The sequence below is a fragment of the Caballeronia zhejiangensis genome (assembly GCF_000698575.1).
Classification (GTDB): domain Bacteria; phylum Pseudomonadota; class Gammaproteobacteria; order Burkholderiales; family Burkholderiaceae; genus Caballeronia; species Caballeronia zhejiangensis.
On sequence record NZ_JFHD01000002.1, the window covers coordinates 355,098 to 380,184 of the forward strand.

Consider the following 25,087-nt stretch of genomic DNA (forward strand, 5'->3'; position numbering starts at 1 on the left):
AAATGAAGCGGCCGCGATCAATGGCGGAAATGACGCGTGCCCGTGAAAATCATCGTGATGTTGTGCTCGTCGGCGGCGGCGATCACTTCGTCATCGCGCATCGATCCGCCTGGCTGGATCACGCAGGTGGCGCCCGCGTTCACGACGACATCGAGGCCGTCGCGGAACGGGAAGAACGCATCCGATGCCACCGCCGAGCCGTTCAACGTCAGACCGGCGTTCTGCGCCTTGATGCCCGCGATGCGCGCCGAATCCACGCGGCTCATCTGGCCTGCGCCGACGCCCATCGTCATGCCGTTCGCGCAGAACACGATCGCGTTCGACTTCACGAACTTCGCGACGCGCCACGCGAACATCAGATCGTCCATTTCCTTCGGCGTCGGATGACGCTTCGTCACGACGCGCAATTCGTGCGGCTGCACGTTCTTCGCATCGAGCGATTGCACGAGCAGACCGCCGCCGACGCGCTTCAGATCGAACGCGTTGTGGCCGTCGCCGAGCGCGATCTGCAATAGGCGCACGTTCTGCTTCGCCGCGAACACGGCGCGCGCCGCCTCGCTGAACGACGGCGCGATCAGCACTTCGACGAACTGCTTCGCGACAGCCTGCGCCGCCGCTTCGTCCACTTCACGATTGAACGCGATAATGCCGCCGAACGCCGAAGTCGGGTCCGTCTGGAACGCCTTCGAATACGCTTCGGCCGCATTCGCGCCGAGCGCCACGCCGCACGGATTCGCGTGCTTGATGATGACGCACGCCGGCGCGTCGAACGTCTTCACGCATTCCCACGCGGCGTCCGAATCGGCGATGTTGTTGTACGACAGTTCCTTGCCCTGCAACTGCTCGTAGTTCGCGAGCGCGCCGGCCGGCACGCTCAGATCGCGATAAAAGGCCGCGTTCTGATGCGGATTCTCGCCGTAACGCAAATCCTGCACTTTCTCGAACGCGAGATTGAACGTCGCCGGATACGTATTGCGGCTCGAATGCTGCAGCTCTTCGGTCAGGCTCGTCAGATAGTTCGTGATCGCGCCGTCGTACTGCGCGGTGTGCGCGAAGACTTTCGTAGCGAGACGGAAATTCGTCTTGTAGCCGACGTTGTTGCCGTTCGCGCGCATCTCGTCGAGGACGGCGAAGTAATCGGCCGGATCGACGACGACCGTCACGTCGCGATGATTCTTCGCCGCCGAGCGCAGCATCGTCGGACCGCCGATGTCGATGTTCTCGATCGCGTCTTCCAGCGAGCACTCTTCCTTCGAGACCGTCTGCACGAACGGATACAGATTCACCACCAGCAGATCGATGGTCGGAATGTCGTGCCTTTCCAGCGCGGCCATGTGCTCGGGCAGGTCGCGGCGCGCGAGAATGCCGCCGTGAACCTTCGGATGCAGCGTCTTCACGCGCCCGTCGAGCATTTCCGGAAAGCCGGTGTAATCGGCGACTTCGGTCACGGGCAGGCCCGCGTCGGCGAGCAGTTTCGCCGTGCCGCCGGTCGAGAGGAGCTTGACGCCAAGCGCCGACAGCGATTTGGCGAAATCGACGATGCCGGATTTGTCGGAAACGGAGAGGAGCGCTTGCTTGATCATGATGAACACTGAAACCGAAAAGGGAAACCAGGCCGGACCAAGGCGCGCGCCTCAGTCCGATGAATCAAATCAATCCGTGCTGCTGAAGCTTCTTGCGTAAGGTGTTGCGGTTGATGCCGAGATACTCGGCCGCGAGCGATTGGTTTCCGCCCGCCTGCTCGAGCACCACTTCGAGCATCGGTTTTTCCACGCACGAAATCACCATGTCGTACACGTCGTGCGGGTTGGAGCCGTCCAGGTCCTGAAAATAGTTGTCGAGGCTCTGGCGGACGCATTGTTCGATGTTATGTCTGCTCATGCGGCAATCAGTCGGTCTGTCGTGTTGTTGAGCCCGCCGCACGATTCTTCCCCGTCCGCGTCCTCGGCGTCACCGGCCTCGTCCACATAGACGAGACGGTCCGACAACGCCTTTTGCGCGTCAAAGAATTCGTTGACAGCGAGCAATTGTTCTTTGGTCGTGTCCAGCGTATTCATCCGGTGCCGGAAGGTGTTGGCGCCGGAAAGGCCGCGAGTGTACCAGCCGATATGCTTGCGCGCAGTCCGAACGCCCGTGAATTCCCCATAAAAGGCGTAGTGATCTTCGAGGTGCTCGTTCATCACCTGCTGGATCTCGTCGATGCGCGGCGGCGGCAGGCGCTCGCCGGTATTCAGAAAGTGTTCGATCTCGCGAAAGAGCCACGGACGGCCCTGCGCCGCGCGGCCGATCATGATGGCGTCGGCGTGCGTGGCGGCGAGCACGTCGCGCGCTTTCTCGGGCGTGGTGATGTCGCCGTTCGCGACCACCGGAATCTTCACCGACGCCTTCACTGCCGCGATGGTTTCGTACTCCGCGTCGCCCTTGTAGAGATCGGCGCGCGTGCGGCCGTGGACGGTGAGCATCGAAATGCCGGCTTCCTGCGCGATCCGCGCGATGGTCAGCGCGTTCTTGTTCTCGCGATTCCAGCCCGTGCGAATCTTGAGCGTGACCGGCACCGCGTCCGGCCCCACGCCGACCGCCTGGACGACGGCCTCCACGATGCGCGCGACCAGCGGCTCGTTCTGCAGCAGCGCGGAACCCGCGGCCACGTTGCAGACCTTCTTCGCCGGGCAGCCCATATTGATGTCGATGATCTGCGCGCCGTTCGCGACGTTGTGGCGCGCGGCCTCGGCGAGCATCTGCGGATCCGCGCCCGCGATCTGCACGGAAATCGGCTCGACCTCGCCCGCATGGTTGGCGCGGCGCATGGTCTTCTCGCTCTTCCACAACTGCGCGTTCGACGCGACCATCTCCGACACCGCGTAGCCCGCGCCCATGCGCTTGCAGAGCTGCCGGAACGGGCGGTCGGTGACGCCTGCCATCGGTGCGACGAACAGGTTATTGCGCAGGACGTGTGAACCGATTGTGGGCATGAAGGCTAAACGATCCGCGCTGTCGGTGCCGGCGAGAAGCCGCGTCAGGCGGATGCAACGTTGCTGAAGGGGAAACAGCTATTTTAACGCGAAGAGCGTGCTGAAATTAAGAGCAATCGCGTGCAAGTCATTAAATCTTCTATGAAAGAACGGCCGGCCATAGAGGATAAGTTCCCGGACTTCGCCTGGACGATTGCCCTTTTTTCGTGCTCGATCAGCGCCTTTGACCGAACATCATCTGACGGGCGAGGGCCGTTTTTACCGGCGGAAGGAATTCGAGAGCGGTCAGCGCGAGACCGCGCATCGCCGCAAACGGCGGGAAATCGACCGTGAAGATGCGCGCGAGCGTATCGGTGGCGCCGATCGTCAGGCGCCGGTCCAGCGCACGGCGCTGCGCGAAACGGGCGAGCGCGAGCGGCCGGGGACCGTCGGCGGACAGCGCGTCGGTGAGCGCGAGCGCGTCGCGCAGGCCGAGATTCAGGCCCTGTCCGGCAACCGGATGCAGCGTCTGCGCGGCATTGCCGATCGCGACGGTGCGCCGGTCGACGAGCACGTCGAGCGCGGTCAGCCCGAGCGGAAACGCCGCGCGTGACGCGATGCGCGTGAAACGGCCCATGCGCGTGCCGAACGCAGCGCCGAGTTCGGCGAGGAAAGTGTCGTCGTCGAGCTGCATGCGGCGCGCGGCTTCGTCGGGCGAGCAGCACCAGACGAGCGAATAATCCGCGTGACGCTGGCCGCCGCACGGCAAAAGCGCGATCGGCCCTTCCGGCGTGAAGCGCTCCCACGCGACATTCGCGCGCGGATCGGACACGCTTACCGTGCCCACGATGGCCGTTTGCCCGTAATCGCGCGCGCGGCGCTCATCGGATGACTCGCCTTTCTGATAAAGACCGCCTTCCGCGTTCACGAGCACTTTCACGCGGACGGAGCGCTCGCCTTGCGCCGATTGCAGCGGCAAGGTGACGCCGTCGTTGTCCTGCAGCGGCGCGAGCGCGGACGTGTCGGTGAGCCAGTCGACCTTCGTTGCGCGCACCGCATCGGCGAGCGCGCCGACGAGCGAACCGTAGCGCACCACGTAGCCCAGTTCGGGCAACTCGTGCTCGTCGTGCTCGATCAACGTGCGGCCGAAATGCCCGCGCTGCGAGACATGGATGCGGCGGATCGGCGTGGCATCGCCCGGAAAGCCGAGCGGCTGCAGCATCACGCGGCTTCCGTGCGAAAGCGCGAGCGCGCGCGGATCGTTGGCGGCGGCTGCGGGCGTGCGCGCATCGATCAGCGCGATGGACAGCCGTGACGTCGCGCTGCGCCGGGCAAGCCAGCCGGCGAGCGCGAGCCCGACCGGCCCCGCGCCGACGATGGCGATGTCGTAATCGAAATGCGGTTCGATGCCTTGAACGTCGCTCATGGTCAATTTGCGTTTGATTCGCGCATCAGCGCTTCGATTTCGTCGGCGGCGACGGGCACTTCGCGCGTGAGCAACTCGCAGCCGTTTTCGGTGACGATGGCGTCGTCCTCGATGCGAATGCCGATATTCCAATATTGTTCCGGCACGTCTTCGGCGGCGCGCACGTAGAGACCCGGCTCGATCGTGAGCGCCATGCCGGGCGCGAGCGCGCGCCATGGTCGTGCGCCTTGCTCGTCGAGCGGGCCGTCGGCTTCGCGGTATTCGCCCGCGTCGTGCACGTCCATGCCGATCCAGTGTCCCGTGCGATGCATATAGAAGCGCGCGTAGGCACGTTGCGCGAGGACGTCGTCGACGCTGCCGAACTTCGCCTTGTCGAGGATGCCGGTATCGAGCAAGCCTTGCGACAGCACTTTCAACGCAGCCTGATGCGGCGCGTCGAAGCTGACGCCGGCGCGTGTGGCATCGATGGCCGCGGCTTGCGCGGCGAGCACGATTTCGTACAGTTCGCGCTGCGCCGGAGTGAAACGGCCGCTAGCGGGGAACGTGCGCGTGATGTCGGATGCGTAGCCGTCCAGCTCGCACGCGGCGTCGATGAGAATCAGGTCGCCGTCGCGCGCGATCGCGTTGCCAGCCGGATAGTGCAGCACGCAGGCGTTCGCGCCCGCCGCGACGATCGATCCATACGCCGGCGACTGCGCGCCGTGGCGGCGGAACGTGTACAGCAATTCGGCTTCGATTTCGTACTCGCGCATGCCCGGGCGGCACGCGCGCATCGCGCGACGGTGCGCTTCGGCGGAGATCGATGCCGCGCGGCGCATGATCGAGATTTCGTGCGCGTCTTTCACGAGCCGCATCTCGTCGAGAACCGGCAGCAGGTTCTCCGCGCGGGCGGGAGCGCGCACGCCGGTGCGGCTTTGCGCGCGCACGGCGGCGAGCCAGGCGCGCACCCGGGCATCCAGTTCCGCCGATGTGCCGAGCGCGTAGTGAAGCGCGGGTTTGTCGGCGATCATGCGCGGCATCTCCTGGTCGATCGAATCGATGGCAAACGCGGCGTCGAAGCCGAAAGCGTCGCGCGCGGCGTCGGGGCCGAAGCGAAAGCCTTCCCAGGTTTCGCGCTCCGCGTTCTTCTCGCGACAAAAAAGGATCGACACGGGCTCGCCGTCCTGCGCGCTCGCGTTCAGCACGAGCGTCGCTTCGGGTTCGTTGAAGCCCGTCAGATAGTAGAAGTAGCTGTCGTGACGGAAAGGGTAGTCCGTGTCGCGGTTGCGCAGGACTTCCGGCGCGGTCGGCACGATGGCGACGCCGCCGCCGCGTGCACGCAACGCGGCGAGCACGCGCTCGCGACGCGCACGGAAAATGTCGACGGCGATGGGGCTGGCGAGTTCGGTCGATGAGTTCATGCGCCGATTGTAGCGCCGGCTTCACGATGCGCGCACTCGGCCATTCGACATAGGCCAAAACGACGGCGACGCGTGAATTTGCCTATGCCATTCGGCCTAGTGGCGCGGCGAGTGACCGCGCCGCATACTCATTCGCCAGCGGGACGATTGCGCACGCTGCCCGCGATCAGATCGAAGCGAAACAGGCGGCATTCGAGCGCGCCGTTGAAAAGCGGCGTTTTCGTCGATTCGCGCAGCCGCAGCAAGCCCGGCAACTTGCGGTCGGACGTGAGCACGTAGGCGCGCCATCCCGGAAAGCGCTGTTTGAGCGCGTTGCCGAAGGAGACGAAGAACTCGGTGTCGGCCGGATCGGGTTGCGCGCGGGCGAAGGCGTCCTCGTCTTCGCGGCGGGAGCGCGCCGTATCGCGAATTTCGCCGCGCGGGCCGCGTCCGCGCACTTCGATACGCTCGCCGTACGGCGGATTCGCGATCAGAATGCCGGGCGCGTCGGTCGGCGGGACCATATTGCGGGCATCGACTTGCTTGAGCGAAAGGTCGGTGATGCCCGCGCGGGTCAGGTTCGCGCGCGCTTTTTCGAGCATGTCGCCGGAAATGTCGCTGCCGAAGATGCTCAACTCGGCTTGCGACGCACGCGCGGCGCGGCGTTGTTCGAGCGCGGCCGTCTTGAGCTTCTGCCACATGCCGGGATGGAACGGCTTCAGCTTTTCGAAGCCGAAGCGCCGATCGTTGCCCGGCGCGATGTTGAGCGCCGTTTGTGCGGCTTCGGCGAGGAAGGTGCCGCTGCCGCACATCGGGTCGAAGAGCGGCGTGCCGGGCGTCCATCCGGTCAGGCGCAGAATGCCCGCGGCGAGATTCTCGCGCAGCGGCGCGGCGCCCTTGTCCAGGCGCCAGCCGCGTTTGAAGAGCGGCTCGCCGGAGGTATCGAGATAGAGCGTGCACTCGTTCAGCGTGAGGAACGCGAACACGCGGACGTCGGGCTGGGCGGTGTCGATGCTCGGCCGCGCGCCGGCCACGTCGCGCAGGCGATCGCAGACGGCGTCCTTCACGCGCAGCGTCGTGAATTCGAGGCTTTTCACCGGCGATTTGATTGCGGTGAGATCGACGCGCATCGTCTGGCTGGGCGTGAACCATTGCTCCCAGCGCTGGCGATGCGTGAGTTCGTAGATGTCTTGCTCGTTGCGATAGGGGCCTTGCGCGACTTTGAGAAGCACGCGGCTCGCGATGCGCGAATGCAGATTCGCCGCCATGCCCGCGACCCAGCCGCCCCGAAAGTGCACGCCGCCGGGCACTTGCGTGCCGACGATCAGCGATCCGCCGCCGGAAAGGGGCGCGTCGGCCACGTGCCTTTCCCCGATCTCCGCCAACTCGGCGGCAAGCGGTGCTTCGAGACCGCGCGGGCAGGGGACGAACCAGTCGAAGAGGGGGGAGGCCATGTGGTGCTTTTTCGGACGTGTAAAGGCGGTATTGTACGCGGGGTGTTACAGCTGGCATGCGGTGCGGTTTCGTTGCCGGAAAAAGAAAGCGCCAGCTTCCTCGAATGCGGAAGCTGGCGCGATCGGTTCGGGGGATTCGAACCGGCTTGGCGCCTAATCCACCGCCTTCATCATCTCCTCGACCACCTTCTTCGCGTCCCCGAACACCATCATCGTCTTGTCCATATAGAACAGTTCGTTGTCGAGGCCGGCGTAACCTGCCGCCATCGACCGTTTGTTCACGATGATCGTCCGAGCCTTGTACGCTTCGAGAATCGGCATCCCCGCGATCGGCGATTTCGGATCGGTCTTCGCGGCCGGGTTGACGACGTCGTTCGCGCCGAGCACGAGCACCACGTCCGTCTGACCGAACTCGCTATTGATGTCCTCCATCTCCTGAACCATCTCGTACGGCACTTCGGCTTCCGCCAGCAGCACGTTCATGTGCCCCGGCATCCGCCCCGCGACGGGGTGAATCGCGTACCGCACATCGATGCCTTTCTCGACGAGCTTGTCGGTCAGCTCCTTCAACGCGTGCTGCGCGCGCGCGACCGCGAGGCCGTAACCCGGCACGATCACCACGCTTTCCGCGTTGCCGAGCATGAACGCGGCGTCATCGGCGGAACCGGATTTGACGGGGCGCTGCTCCGTCGATCCGCCCGCCGCCGCACCGCCCGCCTCGCCGCCGAAGCCGCCGAGAATCACGTTGAAGAACGAGCGGTTCATTGCCTTGCACATGATGTACGACAGAATCGCACCCGACGAGCCGACGAGCGAACCCGCGATGATCAGCATCGGATTGTTCAGCGAGAAGCCGATGCCCGCCGCCGCCCAGCCCGAGTACGAGTTCAGCATCGACACGACCACGGGCATGTCCGCGCCGCCGATCGGAATGATGATGAGCACGCCCAGCGCGAACGCGATGATCGTCATGATGATGAACGGCAGCCACGATTCGGTGAGCATGAAGATCACGCCGAAGCCGATCATCGCGATGGCGAGCAGCAGGTTGATCAGATGCTGTCCCGAGTACGTGACCGGCGCGCCCTGAAAGAGCCGGAACTTGTACTTGCCCGAGAGCTTCCCGAACGCGATGACCGAGCCCGAGAACGTGATCGCGCCGACAAACGTGCCGATGAACAACTCGACCCGATTGCCATACGGAATCGGCTCGCCGAGCGGTGCGAGCCCGAACGCGGCGGGCTCCGCCACGACACCATAGGCGATGCAGACAGCCGCGAGACCGATCAGCGAGTGCATCGCCGCGACGAGCTCGGGCATCTTCGTCATCTCGACTTTTGCCGCGATGTACGCGCCCGCGCCGCCGCCGATGATCAGCGCGACGAACAGCAGCGACAGCCCGAGCGCGAGATTCGCTTCGAGAAACGCGGCCTGCTTCACGATCAGCGCGAGCGTGGTGAGAATGGCGATCGCCATGCCCGCCATGCCGAACGTATTGCCGATGCGCGCGGTCTTCGGATTCGACAAGCCCTTCAACGCCTGAATGAAGCACACCGAGGCGATGAGATACAGGAGAGTAACGACGTTAAGGCTCATTTACGCGCCCTCCTTGCTCGTGATCTTCTTGGGCTCTTTCTTCTTGAACATCTCGAGCATTCGCCGTGTGACGAGAAAGCCGCCGAACACGTTTACGGCCGCGAGCAGCACCGCGAGCGTGCCGAAGAACTTGCCCGCAGCGCCGACCGTCAGGCCGACAGCCAGCATCGCGCCGACGATGACGATCGCCGAAATCGCGTTGGTCACGGCCATGAGCGGCGTATGCAGCGCGGGCGTGACGTTCCACACGACGTGGTAGCCGACGTAAATGGCCAGCACGAAGATGATGAGGTTGATCACCGTGTGATTGATGACATCCATGTGCGTCTCCGTTCAGGCCGTGGCGCGGGCGAGTTGTCCGTCGCGGCACTGGAGCGTGGCCGCGACGATATCGTCCGCGAGATCGATGTTGAGCGTGCCTTCCTTCGTGATGATCAGCTTCAGGAAGTCGAGAAGATTGCGGGCGTAGAGCGCGGAGGCATCGGCGCCGACCATCGAAGCGAGATTCGTGTGGCCGACGATATGCACGCCGTGCTTCATCACCACCGTGTCGACTTCGGTGAGCGGACAGTTGCCGCCTTTCCTGCCCTCGAACTCGGGACCGCGTCCGGCGGCGAGATCGACGATCACGGAGCCCGGCTTCATGTGCTTCACCGTTTCGACAGAAATCAGCGTCGGCGCGGGGCGGCCGGGAATCAGCGCCGTCGAGATGACAATGTCCGCCGCCTTCGCACGTTCGTGCACCTGCGCCGATTGCCGCGCGAGCCAGCTCGGCGGCATCGGGCGCGCGTAACCGCCGACGCCTTCCGCCGCTTCGCGTTCCTCATCGGTTTCGAACGGCACGTCGACGAACTTCGCGCCGAGCGATTCGATCTGCTCCTTCACCGCCGGACGCACATCGGATGCTTCGACGACCGCGCCCAGACGCTTGGCCGTCGCGATTGCCTGCAAGCCCGCGACGCCTGCGCCGAGCACGAGCACGCGCGCCGCTTTCACGGTGCCGGCGGCGGTCATCAGCATCGGCATGAAGCGCTGGTAATACTGGCAGGCCATCAGCACGGCCTTGTATCCGGCGATGTTCGCCTGCGAAGACAGCACGTCGAGACTCTGCGCGCGCGTCGTGCGTGGCGCGGCTTCGAGCGCGAACGCAGTGACGCCCGCCGACGCGAGCCGCGCGGTGTTCTCTGTATTGAAAGGATCGAGCATGCCGATGAGCACGGCGCCCGGCTTGAGCATCGCCAGTTCGCTTTCGCTCGGCGATTGCACCTTGAGGACGATCTCGGCGGAAAAGGCCGTGGCGGCATCGACAAGGTCCGCGCCTGCTTGCGCGAACGCATCGTCGATATAGCTTGCCGGCAAGCCCGCGCCGCTCTGGACAGAAACACGATGTCCTTGCGTGACGAGCTTTTTGACCGTTTCGGGCGTGGCGGCGACGCGCGCCTCGTTCGCCCGCGTTTCAGCAGGCACTCCAATGTGCATCTTGTAATCCTCCTGTCTTTGTTGCCTTTTTCGCCCGGGCAAGGCTTAGGAAGGCTTAAGGCTGAGTTTTATTTCAAATGCTGGAACTGACGGCTATCTCAACTGTAACCGAAGATTGCACGCGCAAGAATCCGATCCGGCACCCGTTCCGTTTTGCCACAGTCAGCGCTTTCCCTTAGTCCGCGTGCGCGAGATCTGTGCGAGGACGGTAAAATATCTCACCATGAAATCAGACACTTGGGCCCCCCACGTTACGGTGGCTGCCATCATCGAAAAGGATGGTCGTTTCCTCGTCATCGAGGAGCACACGTCGGCAGGGCTGCGAATCAACCAACCGGCCGGTCATCTCGAAGCGGGCGAAACGCTCGTCGATGCCGTGGTCCGCGAGGCGCTCGAAGAAACGGCGCATCGCTTCGAGCCGGAGGCAATCGTCGGCGCGTATATGACGCACTTCGCGCGGCCGGGGCGCGACGTCACGTATTTGCGTTTCACGTTTTGCGGCAAGTCGCTCGGCGAAGAAGCAGGCCGCGCGCTCGACGAAGGCATCGTGCGCGCGATGTGGCTCAGCGCGGACGAATTGCGCGCATCGGTCGACCGGCATCGGACGCCGCTCGTGATGAAGTGTGTCGACAATTATTTATCCGGGCGGCGCGTCCCGCTCGATTTCATCCATACGCATTCGGTCGCGCCGGTGGTGCGGGCGTGATATCCCTATGAGCAAGAAACGAGTAGTGGTGGGCATGTCGGGCGGCGTGGATTCGTCCGTAACGGCATGGCTTCTGAAGGAACAGGGCTACGACGTCGTCGGCCTTTTCATGAAGAACTGGGAAGACGACGACGACGGCGAATACTGTTCGACCCGTCAGGACTGGATCGACGTCGTTTCCGTCGCGGATTTGATCGGCATCGACGTCGAAGCGGTCAACTTCGCCGCCGAATACAAGGACCGCGTGTTCGCCGAGTTTCTGCGCGAATATTCGGCCGGCCGCACGCCCAATCCGGACGTGCTTTGCAACGCCGAAATCAAGTTCAAGGCGTTCCTCGATCACGCGATGTCGCTCGGCGCGGAAACCATCGCGACGGGACATTACGCGCGCGTGCGCGAGCGCGATGGACTTTTCCAGTTGCTCAAGGCAACGGATTCGACGAAGGATCAGTCGTACTTTCTGCATCGATTGAATCAGGCGCAACTGTCGAAGACGCTCTTTCCGCTCGGCGAAATCCCGAAGACGAAAGTGCGCGAGATCGCCGCGCAAATCGGCCTGCCGAACGCCAAAAAGAAGGACTCGACCGGCATCTGCTTCATCGGCGAGCGGCCGTTCCGCGAATTCCTGAACCGCTATCTGCCGACAAAGCCCGGCCCCATGAAGACGGCCGAAGGCAAGATCGTCGGCGAGCATATCGGGCTTGCGTTCTACACATTCGGGCAGAGAAAGGGCATCGGCATCGGCGGCGCGAAAGACGGCAGCGGCGAACCGTGGTTCGTCGCGGGCAAGGACATGGCGTCGAACACGCTCTATGTCGTGCAGGGGCACGATCATCCGTGGCTGCTGTCGCCGACGCTCGTGGCCGGAAACACGAGCTGGGTCGCGGGTTTCGCGCCGGAAGAGGGCGCGGCGTGCGGCGCGAAGACGCGCTATCGGCAGCAGGATGCGGCGTGCCGCTTCGCCAACGCGGACGATGGCCGTTTCGCGCTTCATTTCGACGACGCACAGTGGGCCGTGACGCCGGGACAATCCGCCGTGCTGTATCAGGAAGACGTGTGTCTGGGTGGCGGAATCATCGAACACGCGGCGGCTGGGCACGAGTCGCCGCAAGTTGCGGCGCTCGCTGCGGCGCGTTGAGCATCTCCGGCGGCAAACGAGCGATCAGCTCCGACTTCGGTCGGGGCTTTTTCCTATCGATCCGATAAAAACTTTTTTGAAACAGTCGCTTGATCGTCTATCTAGTGGTAGATAATTAACGCACACCGAATGCAGGGACAATTGCAGAGATACGCGAAATGGACAAGAACACGGTACGCGACGCTTTACTGGATCACGCTCAGACGCTGTTGATGACGCGCGGGTACAACGGCTTCAGTTTTCGCGATTTGTCCGAACTGGTCGGCGTGAAAACGTCGAGCATTCACTATTATTTCCCGACCAAGGAAGATCTCGCGCTCGAAGCGGTCAATGCGTATAGCGCCGACGTGATGTCGACGATCTACGCGATCGACAGCTCCGCCCCGGCCGACAAGAAACTCGACCGCTATACGAAGCTATTTGGAAGGATCATCGGCGACGGCAATCAGATTTGTCTGTGCGGCATGCTTGCGTCGGATATCGAGTCGCTGCCGGAGAAAGTACGGCACGCGGTGCAATCGTTCTACAAGGCGAATGAAACCTGGCTGGCGAAAGTTCTGGCCGAAGGCGAAGCGCAAGACACGCTCGACGCTGGCGGAAAGCCTGAAGCGGCGGCACGCACCTTGTATGCAGCGTTTCAGGGGAGTTTGCTTGCATGCCGCCTGTTTCAGACGCGGTCGCGGCTTGAAGAGGTCGCAGACGCATTTCGGCGGTAGATAAGCCTGTGGATAACCTTGTGAAAAACCCCTGAACTGGGCGTTGATTATCTACCGTTGAGTAGATAGATTTTGGCGGAATAGAGCATTTCTCTGACCCGATTCGTCGTTCGAACCATGTCGCCGCACGCGGACCGATGGTTTCAGGAAGAAAAGGGGTTTGGGAGAGAATCGGTCGATCGCGCCCTTCGCCGGTGATCTATCTAGCAGTAGATAATCTTCGATCTCACTTTGCGCTTCCGAGTGCGCCGGAAGCTCCCGCCGCGCGCGGGAGCTTGGTCCAAGAAAGGAATCAGACCGGCGCGGTATCCACGAACGACTGACGCTGCGAAATACGCGCGTAATACTTGTCGAGATTCGGATGTGCGTCGCGCCAGTTCAGATCGGGCATACGGAAATCGAGATAGCCCAGTGCGCAGCCGCAGGCGATATCCGCAAGCGTGAAGCGATTCGCCGAGCACCATTGCTTCGAGCCGATGCCGCGCGCCATCGCGCGCAAGCCGTCTTCGATCTTGTGACGTTGCCGCGCGATCCATTTGTCGCTGCGATGTTCCTCTTCGCGCAACACGCCTTCGAGACGGATCAGCACGGCGGCGTCGAGCATGCCGTCGGCGAGCGCTTCCCAGCAGCGCACTTCGGTGCGCTCGCGCCGCTCCTGCGGCAGCAGCTTGCCGACCGGCGTGAGCGTGTCCACGAACTCGCAGATGACGCGCGAATCGAATACCGCTTCGCCGTCGTCGAGAATGAGGCACGGCACTTTGCCGAGCGGGTTGTAGTCGTGGATCTTCGAATCGGATGCCCAGACGTCTTCGAGCACCAGTTCGCAGTCGATCTTCTTTTCCGCCATGACGATCCGCACCTTGCGGACGAATGGGCTGGGGTGCGAACCGATCAGTTTCATCATCTAATTTTCACGTTGATTCGAAATGCGGGCGTCGACGATCTTAACCGGCGCGCGCGAACCATCGGCGAATTAGAGATAGCGGCGGCCGACAATGTCGCCTGCCGACAACATGAAGCGCGCCCGGCGCGCGCCGGGCGTCATGGATCACTGCGCGCTGGCAGTGGTTGCCGCGCCCATTGGCGGACACGGCAGCACCGGCGCCGCGGCGGGTTTGGAACTGGCGCCGCTCTTGCCCTTCGCGGATGCCGAAGGCGCGCTCGCCGTCGCGTGCGGCAAGGAACCGAGGCTGCGCACACCTGCGGAGATCGCGGCGGCGAGTTCGTCGACCGCCTTGCGATGGCCGTCGACGAGCGCGTCGTAACCGGAGCCGACGCGTTCCTGCGCGAGCGTCCGGCATGTCAGCACCGTATCGGATCCGGCGGCGCGCACGCTCCACACGGCGTCGATCACCGCTTGCGCGCCCGGCCACGATTCGAAGCGCTGCACGTTCACCTTCACGCGATATACCGGCACCGATTCCGGATGCGGCGTGCCGTAGACGTCGATCGCACCGAGCTGCTGCGTGAGATCGGCGGAGAGTGCGCGCCGCACTTCGTCGCCCGGCAGCGACGCCCAGCGTTCCTCTTCGAGCACGCGCACCTGCGCGGGACTCGTCTGCACCACCAACTGATTCTTCGCGACCTGCTGCGGCATGTCGACGGGCGCAAGCTCGAAATAGAACGAAGCCTGCGTCGACGGCACGGGCCGCGCGTCGCCGCCGCCGAGCGTGTAGAAACGGCTCGTCGGCGAGGCGCAGGCAGCGAGCATCGCCGCTGCGCTCAGAGTCAACATCAACGAGCCGAACTTCATGGTTTATCTCCCGATTTTCCGCGCAAGAGCGATTCCGGATGGCGCTCCAGATAATCCGCGAGCGAGTTGAGCGATTGCAGCGTGCGCGTGAGTTCCTGCAGCGCCTGATGCACGTCCGACTGAAGCGGCGAATCCGACTGCAACGTCGATTGCGCCTGACCGAACGTCTGCTTGGCCTGCGTGAGCGTGTCGCGCATTTCCGGCAGGACTTCCTTGTCCATCCTGTCGAAGAGCGCGTTGGCGTTCTTGAGCGAGCCGTTCAGATTCGTGCCGATCTCGTCGAACGGAATCTTGTCGATCTTGCGCGCGATGTCGGCGATCTGCAGCTGCAGCTCGTCGAGCGTGTTCGGCACGGTCGGCAGTTCGATCGGATCGTTGCCAACGCTGACCTTCGCGGGCGGCGCTTTCGGGAAGAAGTCGAGCGCGACATACAACTGGCTCGTCAGCAGGTTGCCGGTGCGCAACTGTCCGCGCAGCCCGCGCTTCACGAGCAGTTGCAGCATGTCCTGGCTCGCCACCGAACCTTGCTCCGGCAGCGCCTGACGCGCGCGCTTGCCGAGGCGATCCGGGTAGAGGTCGATCGTGACCGGCATCATGAACGAATGCGACTTCTGATCGTATTGCACGCCGATGCCCGTGACCTGCCCCAGCACGATGCCGCGGAAATCGACCGGCGCGCCGACCGACAGGCCGCGCAGCGACTGATTGAAGTTCATCACGACGTGCACGGCCTCGCCGTCCGGATCGCGCATCGCGTCGGACTGATCGCCGGCCAGACGGAAGGTCGCGTTGTTTTGCGCCTGCGGGCCGGATTGCTGGTTCGGCGGCGTCTGGAACGCGATGCCGCCGAGCACGACCGTTGCGAGCGATTGCGTGTTGAGCGTGAAGCCGCTCGAATCGAGCCGCAGATCGACGCCGCTCGCATGCCACCAGCGCGAGTTGGTGCCGACGTACTGATCGTAAGGCGCGGTGACGAATACCTGCAGCGTGACGCCGGTGCCGTCCTTGTCGAGCGAGAACGCGACGACCTGGCCGACCTGCACGCGCCGGTAATAGACGGGCGAGCCGATATCGAGCGAGCCGAGCGATTCGCCGTGCAGCGTGAACGTATGGCCTTTCTGATCGCCGGTGACGGCGGGTGGCGTTTCGAGCCCGACGAAATAAGTCTCATCGTCGGTCGACTTGCCCGCATCGACGCCGATATACGCGCCGGACAAAAGCGTCGACAGGCCGGTCACGCCGCTTGCCGCAACGCGCGGACGCACGATCCAGAAGCGCGTGTCCTTGACGGCGAAATCGGTGGCTTCCTTGGTGAGCTGCACGTCGACGAGCACGCGCGCGTGATCCTTCGACAGCGTGATCGTCTTCACCGTGCCGATATCCACGTCCTTGAACTTCACTTTCGTCTTGCCGGGCTCGAGGCCTTCCGCGGAAACGAAGCTGATCGTCACGGTCGGTCCGCGGCTCGACACCGTCTTCACGACGAGAATCACGCCGATCAGCGCCGCGACGAGCGGAATCACCCACACGAGCGAGGGCAGCCAGCGGCTGCGCGGCTCGATCACGGGTTCGGGGAGGTTCGGCGGGAGGCCGCCCTTGTCCCCGTTACCGCTGCCGGCGTTGCTGGCGGGCGGCGCGGGCTGCTTCGGGTCGTTCGGACCTTGGGCACTAGTCATGTTTCTTTCCTGACGGTTCGATGTTGTCCCACATGAGGCGCGGGTCGAATTGCATGGACGCGATCATCGTCAGCACGACCACCGACGCGAACGCGAGCGCGCCCGGACCCGGCGTGATGACGGCGAGCGACTTGAAGCGCACGAGCGCGATGGTGAGCGTGATGACGAAGACGTCGAGCATCGACCAGCGCCCGATGCCCTCGACGATGCGAAAGAGCGTCGTGCGCTGACGCGGCTGCCATGTGGAGCGCCGCTGCACGCTGATGGTAAGAAAGGCGAGCGTGACGAGCTTGAGCATCGGCACGAGAATGCTGGCGATGAAAATCACCGCCGCAAGCGGATAGTCGCCGTCGTTCCAGAAGAGCGCGACACCGCTCATGATGGTGTCGTCCTCGGAACCGAGAATCGACGACGTATGCATGATCGGAAAGAGGTTCGCCGGAATGTAGAGAATCGCCGCGCTGATGAGCAGTGCCCACGTACGCGCGATGCTGTCCGGATGACGCCGGTGCACGACGGCGTCGCAGCGCGTGCAGCGCTGTTTCTCGACGGTGTGCGCGAGCGGCTGCACGAGTCCGCACGCATGACACGACACGACATTCGCGTGCGACGCCGTGATGAACTGCGTTTCGCGCGCCGCTTCGCCGGTTTTCGGATCGATGGAATCGCTCACGATTTTTGCCTCGCCGTGGTTGTGACGCGCTTCGAACCGCGCGGACCGAGCCTTGCCGCGATGTCCCACAACGCGCGCGGATCGAAGCTCACGACGACGGCGAACATAAGCGTCAGCGCGCCGAACGCGAAGAGCGCCGCTTCGGGAATCACGCGCGCGATGCTCACCATCTTCACGAGCGTGACGAGCACGCCGAGCATGAAGACTTCGATCATGCCCCACGGACGCACGAGCTGAATGCCCCGCAGGATTGCGTTGAAGCCAGGCGGCACGTAACCGGAACGCAGCGGAAGCAGCACGTAGAGCAGGGCAACGAGTTCGCACAACGGAAACAGGATGGTCGAGCAGAAGACGAGCACCGCCATGATTTCCATCTGCTCGTTCCACAACGCGAGGATCGCGCCGATGAGCGTCGTCTCCGACGTGAGGCCGTTCGCCTCCAGCTCGACGATGGGAAAGCCTTGCGCGATCAGGAACGTGAAGAGCGCGGCGAGCGTCATCGCCGAGATCTTGTCGAGGTTCGACGAGATGCTTCGATAGAGCAGCGATCCGCAGCGAGGGCATTTCGCCGAGGTGCGTCGAGGCAATGCACGTTTATGGAAGAGCGCGTCGCATTCGTGACACGCGATCAGGTCATCGGATTCGTTCGCGTTCATTCGCGTTCATGGTCGAGGCCCGAGGCTTGTCGAGCGTATTGGTCGGGCGCCGCGAGACCGGCTCCGACCGGGCATAGCAAACGGCGGGCCAGCGAGATTGGTAGCAGCATGGTATCAAATGGCGCGGGGCGGGCGAATTTGGACAGAACGCTTCTTTACAAGCGGAATTAAACTGCCTGGCCGCCCGTTAATACATCGATGCCGGAATCGGTCGCGGTTCGCGCCTTCATCGACCGTTGCACGCATGGAATAGTTCGTTGCATGGGCGGCACACGAGGCTCGCCGAGCCGGCTCGAAAGCCCGCAAAGCCGCGTCGGGACTGGGTTTGCCGGTTCGGCGCGGGCCTTTTTGCGCGCGCTGGCAATTCGTTATCGTTGAGGTAGCATGGCGGCCTTGAACACTTGTCGTCAGGCGGCGGCAGGCCGTGCGACATCGAACACTTGGGTGAGAGCAATATGGAAAGCACCGCTGGCATCACGGCGAGCGCGCCGGCGCAACGATACAGCGCCACGGCGATCGGTCTGCACTGGCTGATCGCGTTGTTGATCGTGGGCGGCTTCTGGCTCGGCTGGATCATGACGGACATTCCGGGCTTCACGCCGACGAAGCTCAAATACTTCTCGTGGCACAAGTGGATCGGCGTAACGGTGTTCGCGCTCGCGCTGCTGCGCGTCGTCTGGCGCGCCACGCACCAGGCGCCGTCGATGCCCGATGGCATGCCGCGCTGGCAACAGGGCGCGGCGCATCTCACGCATATTCTGCTTTACGCGCTGATGCTCGTCATTCCCGTGTCGGGTTATCTGTACAGCTCGGCGGCCGGCATTCAGGTCGTGTATCTCGGCGTGCTGCCGCTGCCGACGATCATCGGACCGGACAAGGCGCTGAAGGCGACGCTGCGCATCGTGCACATCGCGTTGAACTACACGTTGCTGTTCTTCGTCGTGATGCACGTTCTGGCTGCGCTGAAGCATCATTTCGTCGATCGCGACGGCCTGCTCGGCCGCATGCTGCCGTTTCTCAGATGAACGCGTGTCATTGTTTCCCCGCCGTTGGCAAGGCGTTTCCCGGCGGCTGATTGTGATCGCGTACTTATGATTTCCAATACCGGTTTGTTCGTTCGAACCGTTTGAATAGGGCACACATGAAAGTGAAACTCAACCGTTGGATGGCAGCCGCTGCTTCGTTCGCGATGATCGCGGGCGCGCATGCGCAGGTAGACATGAGCAAGAGCACGGTGACAGCCACGTCGAAGCAGATGAACGTGCCCACCGACGGCAAGTTCAACAAGTTCAGCGCGCAGATTGCGTTCGATCCGGCGAAGCCGACGGCGGGCTCGGCGAACATCACGATCGACACCGGCAGCTACGACCTCGGCGACGACGATTACAACAAGCAGGTGCGCGGCGCGGAATGGTTCGACGCGGGCAAGTATCCGAGCGCGACGTTCGTCTCCAGCGCGATCGCCCCGGCGGGCGGCAACAAGTACAACGTGACCGGCAAGATCACGATCAAGGGCAAGTCGCAGACGGTCACGGTGCCGGTGACGGTCACGCAGCAGGGCGCGACGGAAACCTTCGACGGCGCGCTGCCGATCAAGCGCACCCAGTTCGATGTCGGAACGGGCGAATGGAAAGATACGTCGATCGTCGCGGACGACGTCGTCATCAAGTTTCACATCGTTGCCGCGAAGAAGTGAGCGGCGTTTTTGTCACACACGACGCATAGTCAGCGTATCTGGTTAGTCAGGAGAAGAACTTGAAAAAGCTTTCGATCATTGCCGCGAGCGCGCTCGCATTGGGACTGTCGTTCGGCGCCTCGGTGAGCGCATTCGCCGCCGACACGTACAAGCTCGACCCGAACCACACTTATCCGAGCTTCGAGGCGGACCACTTCGGTGGCGTGTCGACGTGGCGCGGCAAGTTCAACAAGAGCAGCGGTGAAGTCACGCTCGACCGCGCGGCGAAGACCGGCACGGTGAACGTGACGATCGACATCGCTTCGGTCAACACCGGCAATGCGAAGCTGGACGAGCATCTGCAAAAGGCCGAGTTCTTCGACGTCGCGAAGTATCCGACAGCCGAGTACAAGGGCACGTCGATCAAATTCGACGGCGACAAGCCTTCCGAAGTGATCGGCACGTTGACGATGCACGGCGTGACGAAGCCGATGAACCTGAAGATCGAGAGCTTCAAGTGCTTCATGAACCCGATGATGAAGAAGGAAGTGTGCGGCGTCGAAGCGACGGCGACCTTCGATCGCGGCGACTTCGGGATGGATTACGGCAAGTCGTACGGTTTCAGCCTGACGACGGTGCTGCATATTCAGGCTGAGGGCGTGAAGCAGTAACTCGCGCTCCATTGCTGCTTCGAGAAGGCTTCGCGTGTCATGCGCGAAGCCTTTTTTGTGGATCGAGTTTTGGGTTTGGCAATTTTTGCAGGCAATCGCCGCCTGCCAATTGAAGGATGGTAGTTTGGCGTGCGCCAGGACCGGCCGCTCCTTGCCAGCCGAAAGCGCTCCAAAATTTGCTCTGCATTCCAAAACGAACATGATCCATGAATTGCGTCCCGACCTCCGCGATGTAACCGTTTGCGCTGTCGATTCACTCAATCCCCGGCTTGCCGCGCGGGCGCTGGAAATATCGAGCGCGCACTGCGACTTCGGCGATGTCGTGTTGTTCACGCATGAAGAGATCGCGACCAAAGCGCGCATTGTGCGTACGCCGCATATTGCTTCGCGCGAACAGTACAGCGATTTCGTGCTGGAACAAGTCATTCAGCACATCCGCACGCCTTGGGTGGTGCTGATTCAGTGGGACGGCTACGTCGTCGATTCGTCCGCGTGGCGCGCGGAATTTCTCGACTACGACTACATCGGTGCGCGCTGGCCTTGGAGACGGTAAGCGCGGAACATATCAGGGATACGTTGACTGACTGCGGCTTTTCCGCCGCGGTGTCGCAACTGTGCATTTCATTTTGCGAAGATCGATTGCGCGAGGCGGCGCGATGGGCGGAGGCTCCTGAGCGCTTCATCGCCTGAATGAAAACGGGCCTGTCCGCGAAGACAGGCCCGGTCGTTCTTATCGGCTCGACGTATTTCACGCATCGCTTCGATACTCGGGGAAAGACGTTTCCTCACGAACCCAATGTGCGGACGACAGCGACATCGCATGAGAAAAGTAGATGGTTGTTCTCTCTGTCGACTGCAGGCAGCGGAAACGCGGCATGGTATGGCGCGCTAGAACTTCGTCCGAAAAGACGTGGTTGAACTCGGGATTGCTCAGGTCGGCGGACAGCGCCGTCGCGAACGGCATGGTGAACGCCATCGAAGCGCTCATTCCGCCCGTGGCGTGAATGTCCTTGAATAAAGCATGCGGTAGGTACTCGTATTTCTCCGAACGGGAAATAAGGATGCCGCAATGTTTTGAGATCCTGAAGTCGTAGCCGCTATCGAGTTCGGCGACGCAGGTTTCGATGTGATTGGTGAGATAGATGTCGTCGTGATCCATCCAGAAAAAATGAGTGCAGTCCTCCTGGATGAGATGATTCAACGGAATCCGATACCAGTCGTTTTGGGGAATGCTCTGGGGCGTGTACATCCATACTACGGGTGCGCCGAGATCCATGACGCACCATGCGTAGTTGTCTCCGGCTCCGTTCTGATGCACGCAAATGATATCCGGGCGTCGCGTTTGGGCGAGCAGTTGCAGGACACAACTCCGTAGCAATTCCGGGCGATTGTAAGTCGGGATGAAAATCCCGATTTTGTTTTTCTGTGAGGACGACATAACGTACGGTTAACGGACTGATTTGCTCGGCAGCGCATTGCGTGCGGATTCGAGCCTAGTCGAAGTCGAGGTTGTCTTTTGTTCTTGCGTCGAAATTTGATGAAATTCGGGAGCCGGAAAGCAAACGGGCCAGTCACGATGACCGGCCCGTTTTGGTTTCAGCTTTCAGTGCGCCGCAACGCTCAAACCTGCGCACCCGCATTCGGATCGTTCGGATCGTACTTGTCTTTCTTGTCCTTCACGAGATCCTCGCGCTTCACGCCGAACCACATCGCGAGCGCCGCCGCGACGAACACCGACGAGTAAATGCCGAACAGAATACCGACGGTCAGCGCCAGCGCGAAGTAATGCAGCGTCGGGCCGCCGAAGAAGAACATCGACAGCACCATCATTTCCGTACAGCCGTGGGTGATGATGGTTCGCGACATCGTGCTCGTGATCGCGTGGTCGATCACTTCCTTCACGCTCATCTTGCGTTGCTTGCGGAACGTTTCGCGGATCCGGTCGAAGATAACCACCGACTCGTTCACCGAATAGCCGAGCACCGCGAGAATCGCCGCCAGAACGGACAGCGAGAACTCCCACTGGAAATAGGCGAAGAAGCCGAGAATGATGACCACGTCGTGCAGGTTCGCGATGATGCCCGCGACCGCGTACTTCCACTCGAAGCGGAACGACAGGTAAATCACGATGCCGATAACCACGCACGCGAGCGCGAGCAGGCCGTTCGTCACGAGTTCCTTGCCGACCTGCGGACCGACGAACTCGACGCGCTGCAGCTTCACGGCAGCGTTGTCGGCCTTGAGCGCGGTCATCACCTGATCGCTTTGCTGCGCGGACGTCAAACCCTGCTTGAGCGGCAGACGGATCAACACGTCCTGCGACGTGCCGAAGTTCTGCACCTGCGCGTCGGGATAGCCGAGCTTCGACATCGACGCGCGCACCGGTTCGAGTTGCGCGGCTTGCGGATACTGCACCTCGACGACCGTGCCGCCGGTGAATTCCACCGACAGATGCAGCCCGCGATGCACGAGGAAAAATACGGCCACGAGGAACGTCACGAGCGAAATCACGTTGAAAATCAACGCGCGCTCCATGAACGGCAAATCGCGGCGAATGCGGAAGAATTCCATTGTCTATTGCTCCGGACTCAGCGGATTCAGCGGGACTCGCCCGGTTTCTGTTGATCGATGCCGGGGCCCGAACGACGGCGCACCGTCGGCTTGCCCGTGCGCGCCGGCGCTTGTTCGGTCTGGCGCGGCGCGGCCACTGCGGTCTTCGTCTTGCCCTTGGCCGTTTTCACGATTTCGTCGACGGGCGATTCATCGCCGCGTTGCGCCGCGAGATAAGCCGCCGCGGCCGCTTCGGCATTCGTGCCTTCCGGACGCCACACCTGACCGATCGCGAGCGACTTCAGCTTCTTCTTGCCGCCGTACCACAGGTTCACGAGGCCGCGCGAGAAGAACACCGCCGAGAACATCGACGTCAGAATGCCGATACAGTGCACCACCGCGAAGCCGCGCACCGGACCCGAACCGAACGCGAGCAGCGCGAGGCCGGCGATCAGTGTCGTGACGTTCGAGTCGAGAATCGTCGCCCACGCGTGCTTGAAGCCTTCCTGAATCGCGGTCTGCGGCGGCGCGCCGTTACGCAGTTCCTCGCGGATACGTTCGTTGATCAGCACGTTCGCGTCGATCGCCATACCGAGCGCGAGCGCGATAGCCGCGATACCCGGCAAGGTCAGCGTCGCCTGAAGCAACGACAGCACGGCGACGAGCAGCAGCAGGTTCACCGACAGCGCCAGCATGGAGAACACGCCGAAGAGCAGGTAGTACGCGATCATGAAGACGGCGATCGCGGCGAAACCGTACGTGACCGAATCGAAGCCCTTCTTGATGTTGTCCGCGCCGAGGCTCGGGCCGACCGTGCGTTCCTCGATGATGTCCATCGGCGCGGCGAGCGAACCCGCGCGCAGGAGCAGCGCGAGATCGGTTGCGGCTTGCGGCGTCGGCTGGCCGGTGATCGAGAAGCGGTCGCCGAGTTCGGACTGAATGGTCGCGACCGTCAGCACTTCGCCCTTGCCCTTTTCGAACAGCACCATCGCCATCGGCTTGCCGATGTTGTCGCGCGACACGGACGACACCGCGCGTCCGCCCGCAGAATCCAGACGGATATTGACCGAAGGTCGTTGATGGTCGTCGAAGCCCGCGGACGCGTCGATGATGCGGTCGCCGGTGAAGATCACCTGCTTGCGCAGCAGCACGATGCGATCGCCCTGCTTGAACGCTTCGTCGCCGGGCGGCACCGCGTCGTTCGGGCCGATATAGGTGTTGACCGGATCCGCGAGACGCGCTTCGAGCGTCGCCGTGCGGCCGATGATGTCCTTCGCCTTCGCCGTGTCCTGCACGCCCGGCAGCTCGACCACGATGCGGTCGGAGCCTTGCTGCTGGATCACCGGCTCCGCGACGCCGAGTTCGTTCACGCGGTTATGCAGCGTGGTGATGTTCTGCTTGAGCGCGCTGTCCTCGACGACTTTCTGCGCGGCGGGCGAGAACGTGCCGACGACCTGAAAGCCATCACCGCCCTGGCGCGTCGTCCATTGCAGTTCGGACACGCCCGTCTGGAGCAGCGTGCGCGCGTTGTCCGCGCCCGCCTGATCCGAGAAACTCACGACGACCGATTGCCCGACCCGGTTCACGCCGCCATCGCGGATATTGCGGTCGCGCAGATAGGTGCGCGCATCGGCGGCGTCGGAGTCGAGCTTCTTGTTGAGCGCGCCGGCCATGTCGACCTGCAGCAGGAAGTGCACGCCGCCGCGCAGATCGAGACCGAGGTACATCGGCAGTGCGTGCAGGGCCGTCAGCCAGCGCGGCGAGGCGCTCTGCAGATTCAGCGCGACGATGTACTGCGGATCGCTCGGATCGGTGTTCAGCGCCTTCGAAAGCAGATCCTTCACATGCAGCTGCGTGTCCGTGTCTTTCAGACGCACGCGGATGTTCGCGTTCAGCTGCGAATTGTCGAAGGTGACTTCGTCGGCCTTGATGTTGCTCGCGGCGAGCGCGGCTTCGACGTTCGAAAGCGTGGTCGAGTCGAGCTTGACCGTCGCCTTGCCGCTCGACACCTGAACTGCGGGCGCTTCGCCGAAGAAGTTGGGGAGCGTGTACACGAGGCCGATGACGAGCGCCACCAGCATCACGACATACTTCCAGAGGGGATAACGATTCATGGGAATGGCCGACCGGAAAGTTGGCTTCGGAGGAGAGGGCGTCCGGCGATATGCGCGACGAGCCGGTCTGAAGACCCGGATGGCTCGGTGAGCGAGGCCGCGCCGGACGCGGTGGAACGAGTGGCCTTACAGCGACTTGATCGTGCCCTTCGGGAGAATGGTCGTCACTGCCGCCTTCTGGATGGTGATTTCCGTGCCTTCGGCGATTTCCACGCCGACGTAGGCGTCCGTCACCTTCGTGATCTTGCCGACGATGCCGCCATTCGTCACCACTTCGTCGCCCTTGGCCATGGCGGCGAGCATGTTGCGATGCTCCTTCTGACGCTTCATCTGCGGACGGATCATGATGAAGTACAGCACCGCGAACATCAGGATCAGCGGCAGGAAGCTCATCAGGCTCGATTCCGCGCCACCGGTTGCGCCTTGTGCAAAGGCATTGGAAATGAACGACACGTTGGTCTCTCCGTTGTTACA

Annotated in this window: 25 protein-coding genes; 7 read left to right on the plus strand and 18 right to left on the minus strand. The window is 62.7% G+C overall.

Annotated features, from left to right (window positions below; genetic code table 11):
* Positions 1 to 17: 17 nt before the first annotated feature.
* The 9 genes from purH to BG60_RS05195 all read right to left on the minus strand — a co-directional run bounded on the left by purH (position 18) and on the right by BG60_RS05195 (position 10,285).
* Complete coding sequence (gene purH, locus BG60_RS05155) at positions 18 to 1,583, minus strand: bifunctional phosphoribosylaminoimidazolecarboxamide formyltransferase/IMP cyclohydrolase (protein ID WP_034470614.1); 1,566 nt, start codon at positions 1,581 to 1,583, stop codon at positions 18 to 20.
* Positions 1,584 to 1,647: 64 nt separating this feature from the next.
* Entirely contained in the window at positions 1,648 to 1,881 is a 234-nt protein-coding gene (locus tag BG60_RS05160) for a Fis family transcriptional regulator (protein ID WP_008351548.1), read from the minus strand.
* A complete protein-coding gene (gene dusB / locus BG60_RS05165) occupies positions 1,878 to 2,972 on the minus strand; it encodes a tRNA dihydrouridine synthase DusB (RefSeq protein WP_034470615.1) in 1,095 nt (364 codons plus the stop codon). Before dusB ends, BG60_RS05160 begins: the two co-directional genes overlap by 4 nt.
* Positions 2,973 to 3,186: 214 nt before the next feature.
* Positions 3,187 to 4,377 (minus strand): UbiH/UbiF/VisC/COQ6 family ubiquinone biosynthesis hydroxylase, encoded by a 1,191-nt coding sequence (locus tag BG60_RS05170; protein ID WP_008351543.1) that lies wholly within the window; start codon positions 4,375 to 4,377, stop codon positions 3,187 to 3,189.
* A 2-nt stretch (positions 4,378 to 4,379) separates the two neighbouring features.
* Positions 4,380 to 5,777, minus strand: coding sequence for an aminopeptidase P N-terminal domain-containing protein (locus BG60_RS05175; protein ID WP_034470617.1), 1,398 nt, complete (start codon positions 5,775 to 5,777; stop codon positions 4,380 to 4,382).
* Positions 5,778 to 5,905: 128 nt separating this feature from the next.
* The gene (locus BG60_RS05180; RefSeq protein WP_033536536.1) at positions 5,906 to 7,210 is read right to left on the minus strand and encodes a THUMP domain-containing class I SAM-dependent RNA methyltransferase; all 1,305 of its coding nucleotides are present in this window, start codon (positions 7,208 to 7,210) and stop codon (positions 5,906 to 5,908) included.
* Positions 7,211 to 7,363: 153 nt separating this feature from the next.
* Entirely contained in the window at positions 7,364 to 8,806 is a 1,443-nt protein-coding gene (locus BG60_RS05185) for an NAD(P)(+) transhydrogenase (Re/Si-specific) subunit beta (RefSeq protein WP_008351540.1), read from the minus strand.
* Complete coding sequence (locus BG60_RS05190) at positions 8,807 to 9,127, minus strand: NAD(P) transhydrogenase subunit alpha part 2 (protein WP_008351539.1); 321 nt, start codon at positions 9,125 to 9,127, stop codon at positions 8,807 to 8,809.
* Positions 9,128 to 9,139: 12 nt separating this feature from the next.
* Positions 9,140 to 10,285, minus strand: a complete 1,146-nt coding sequence (locus BG60_RS05195; protein ID WP_034470619.1) for a Re/Si-specific NAD(P)(+) transhydrogenase subunit alpha — start codon at positions 10,283 to 10,285, stop codon at positions 9,140 to 9,142.
* A gap of 223 nt (positions 10,286 to 10,508) precedes the next feature.
* On the opposite strand from BG60_RS05195, the gene BG60_RS05200 reads away from it, so the two are divergent.
* From BG60_RS05200 to BG60_RS05210, 3 genes are all read left to right on the plus strand, one after another.
* Complete coding sequence (locus BG60_RS05200; protein WP_034470621.1) at positions 10,509 to 10,991, plus strand: NUDIX hydrolase; 483 nt, start codon at positions 10,509 to 10,511, stop codon at positions 10,989 to 10,991.
* A 7-nt stretch (positions 10,992 to 10,998) separates the two neighbouring features.
* On the plus strand, positions 10,999 to 12,129 hold the full coding sequence (gene mnmA, locus BG60_RS05205) for a tRNA 2-thiouridine(34) synthase MnmA (protein ID WP_008351536.1): 1,131 nt from the start codon (positions 10,999 to 11,001) through the stop codon (positions 12,127 to 12,129).
* A gap of 158 nt (positions 12,130 to 12,287) precedes the next feature.
* Positions 12,288 to 12,845 (plus strand): TetR/AcrR family transcriptional regulator, encoded by a 558-nt coding sequence (locus BG60_RS05210; RefSeq protein WP_034470623.1) that lies wholly within the window; start codon positions 12,288 to 12,290, stop codon positions 12,843 to 12,845.
* Between the two features lie 292 nt (positions 12,846 to 13,137).
* On the opposite strand, the gene BG60_RS05215 is transcribed toward BG60_RS05210, so the two are convergent.
* From BG60_RS05215 to BG60_RS05235, 5 genes are all read right to left on the minus strand, one after another.
* A complete protein-coding gene (locus tag BG60_RS05215; protein ID WP_174447708.1) occupies positions 13,138 to 13,749 on the minus strand; it encodes a glutathione S-transferase C-terminal domain-containing protein in 612 nt (203 codons plus the stop codon).
* A 144-nt stretch (positions 13,750 to 13,893) separates the two neighbouring features.
* A complete protein-coding gene (locus BG60_RS05220; RefSeq protein WP_008351532.1) occupies positions 13,894 to 14,598 on the minus strand; it encodes a PqiC family protein in 705 nt (234 codons plus the stop codon).
* Entirely contained in the window at positions 14,595 to 16,274 is a 1,680-nt protein-coding gene (locus BG60_RS05225) for a PqiB family protein (protein ID WP_008351531.1), read from the minus strand. Before BG60_RS05225 ends, BG60_RS05220 begins: the two co-directional genes overlap by 4 nt.
* A complete protein-coding gene (locus tag BG60_RS05230; protein ID WP_008351528.1) occupies positions 16,267 to 16,947 on the minus strand; it encodes a paraquat-inducible protein A in 681 nt (226 codons plus the stop codon). The genes BG60_RS05225 and BG60_RS05230 overlap by 8 nt, the downstream gene beginning before the upstream one ends.
* Positions 16,944 to 17,603, minus strand: a complete 660-nt coding sequence (locus BG60_RS05235; RefSeq protein WP_034470626.1) for a paraquat-inducible protein A — start codon at positions 17,601 to 17,603, stop codon at positions 16,944 to 16,946. Before BG60_RS05235 ends, BG60_RS05230 begins: the two co-directional genes overlap by 4 nt.
* A gap of 455 nt (positions 17,604 to 18,058) precedes the next feature.
* On the opposite strand from BG60_RS05235, the gene BG60_RS05240 reads away from it, so the two are divergent.
* The 4 genes from BG60_RS05240 to BG60_RS05255 all read left to right on the plus strand — a co-directional run bounded on the left by BG60_RS05240 (position 18,059) and on the right by BG60_RS05255 (position 20,502).
* Positions 18,059 to 18,628, plus strand: a complete 570-nt coding sequence (locus BG60_RS05240; RefSeq protein ID WP_008351524.1) for a cytochrome b — start codon at positions 18,059 to 18,061, stop codon at positions 18,626 to 18,628.
* Between the two features lie 116 nt (positions 18,629 to 18,744).
* A complete protein-coding gene (locus BG60_RS05245) occupies positions 18,745 to 19,299 on the plus strand; it encodes a YceI family protein (RefSeq protein ID WP_008351522.1) in 555 nt (184 codons plus the stop codon).
* Between the two features lie 59 nt (positions 19,300 to 19,358).
* Positions 19,359 to 19,949 carry a YceI family protein gene (locus BG60_RS05250; protein ID WP_008351520.1) on the plus strand — a complete coding sequence of 197 codons (591 nt, stop codon included), beginning with the start codon at positions 19,359 to 19,361 and terminating at the stop codon, positions 19,947 to 19,949.
* A 55-nt stretch (positions 19,950 to 20,004) separates the two neighbouring features.
* On the plus strand, positions 20,005 to 20,502 hold the full coding sequence (locus BG60_RS05255) for a DUF5672 family protein (protein WP_152563175.1): 498 nt from the start codon (positions 20,005 to 20,007) through the stop codon (positions 20,500 to 20,502).
* Positions 20,503 to 20,697: 195 nt separating this feature from the next.
* On the opposite strand, the gene BG60_RS05260 is transcribed toward BG60_RS05255, so the two are convergent.
* From BG60_RS05260 to yajC, 4 genes are all read right to left on the minus strand, one after another.
* Positions 20,698 to 21,225, minus strand: a complete 528-nt coding sequence (locus tag BG60_RS05260) for a hypothetical protein (RefSeq protein WP_152563176.1) — start codon at positions 21,223 to 21,225, stop codon at positions 20,698 to 20,700.
* A gap of 344 nt (positions 21,226 to 21,569) precedes the next feature.
* Complete coding sequence (secF, locus tag BG60_RS05265) at positions 21,570 to 22,520, minus strand: protein translocase subunit SecF (protein WP_008351514.1); 951 nt, start codon at positions 22,518 to 22,520, stop codon at positions 21,570 to 21,572.
* 26 nt (positions 22,521 to 22,546) lie between these two features.
* Positions 22,547 to 24,613, minus strand: a complete 2,067-nt coding sequence (gene secD, locus BG60_RS05270; protein WP_008351512.1) for a protein translocase subunit SecD — start codon at positions 24,611 to 24,613, stop codon at positions 22,547 to 22,549.
* Between the two features lie 126 nt (positions 24,614 to 24,739).
* Positions 24,740 to 25,066, minus strand: a complete 327-nt coding sequence (yajC, locus tag BG60_RS05275; protein WP_008351510.1) for a preprotein translocase subunit YajC — start codon at positions 25,064 to 25,066, stop codon at positions 24,740 to 24,742.
* Between the last annotated feature and the right edge of the window lie 21 nt (positions 25,067 to 25,087).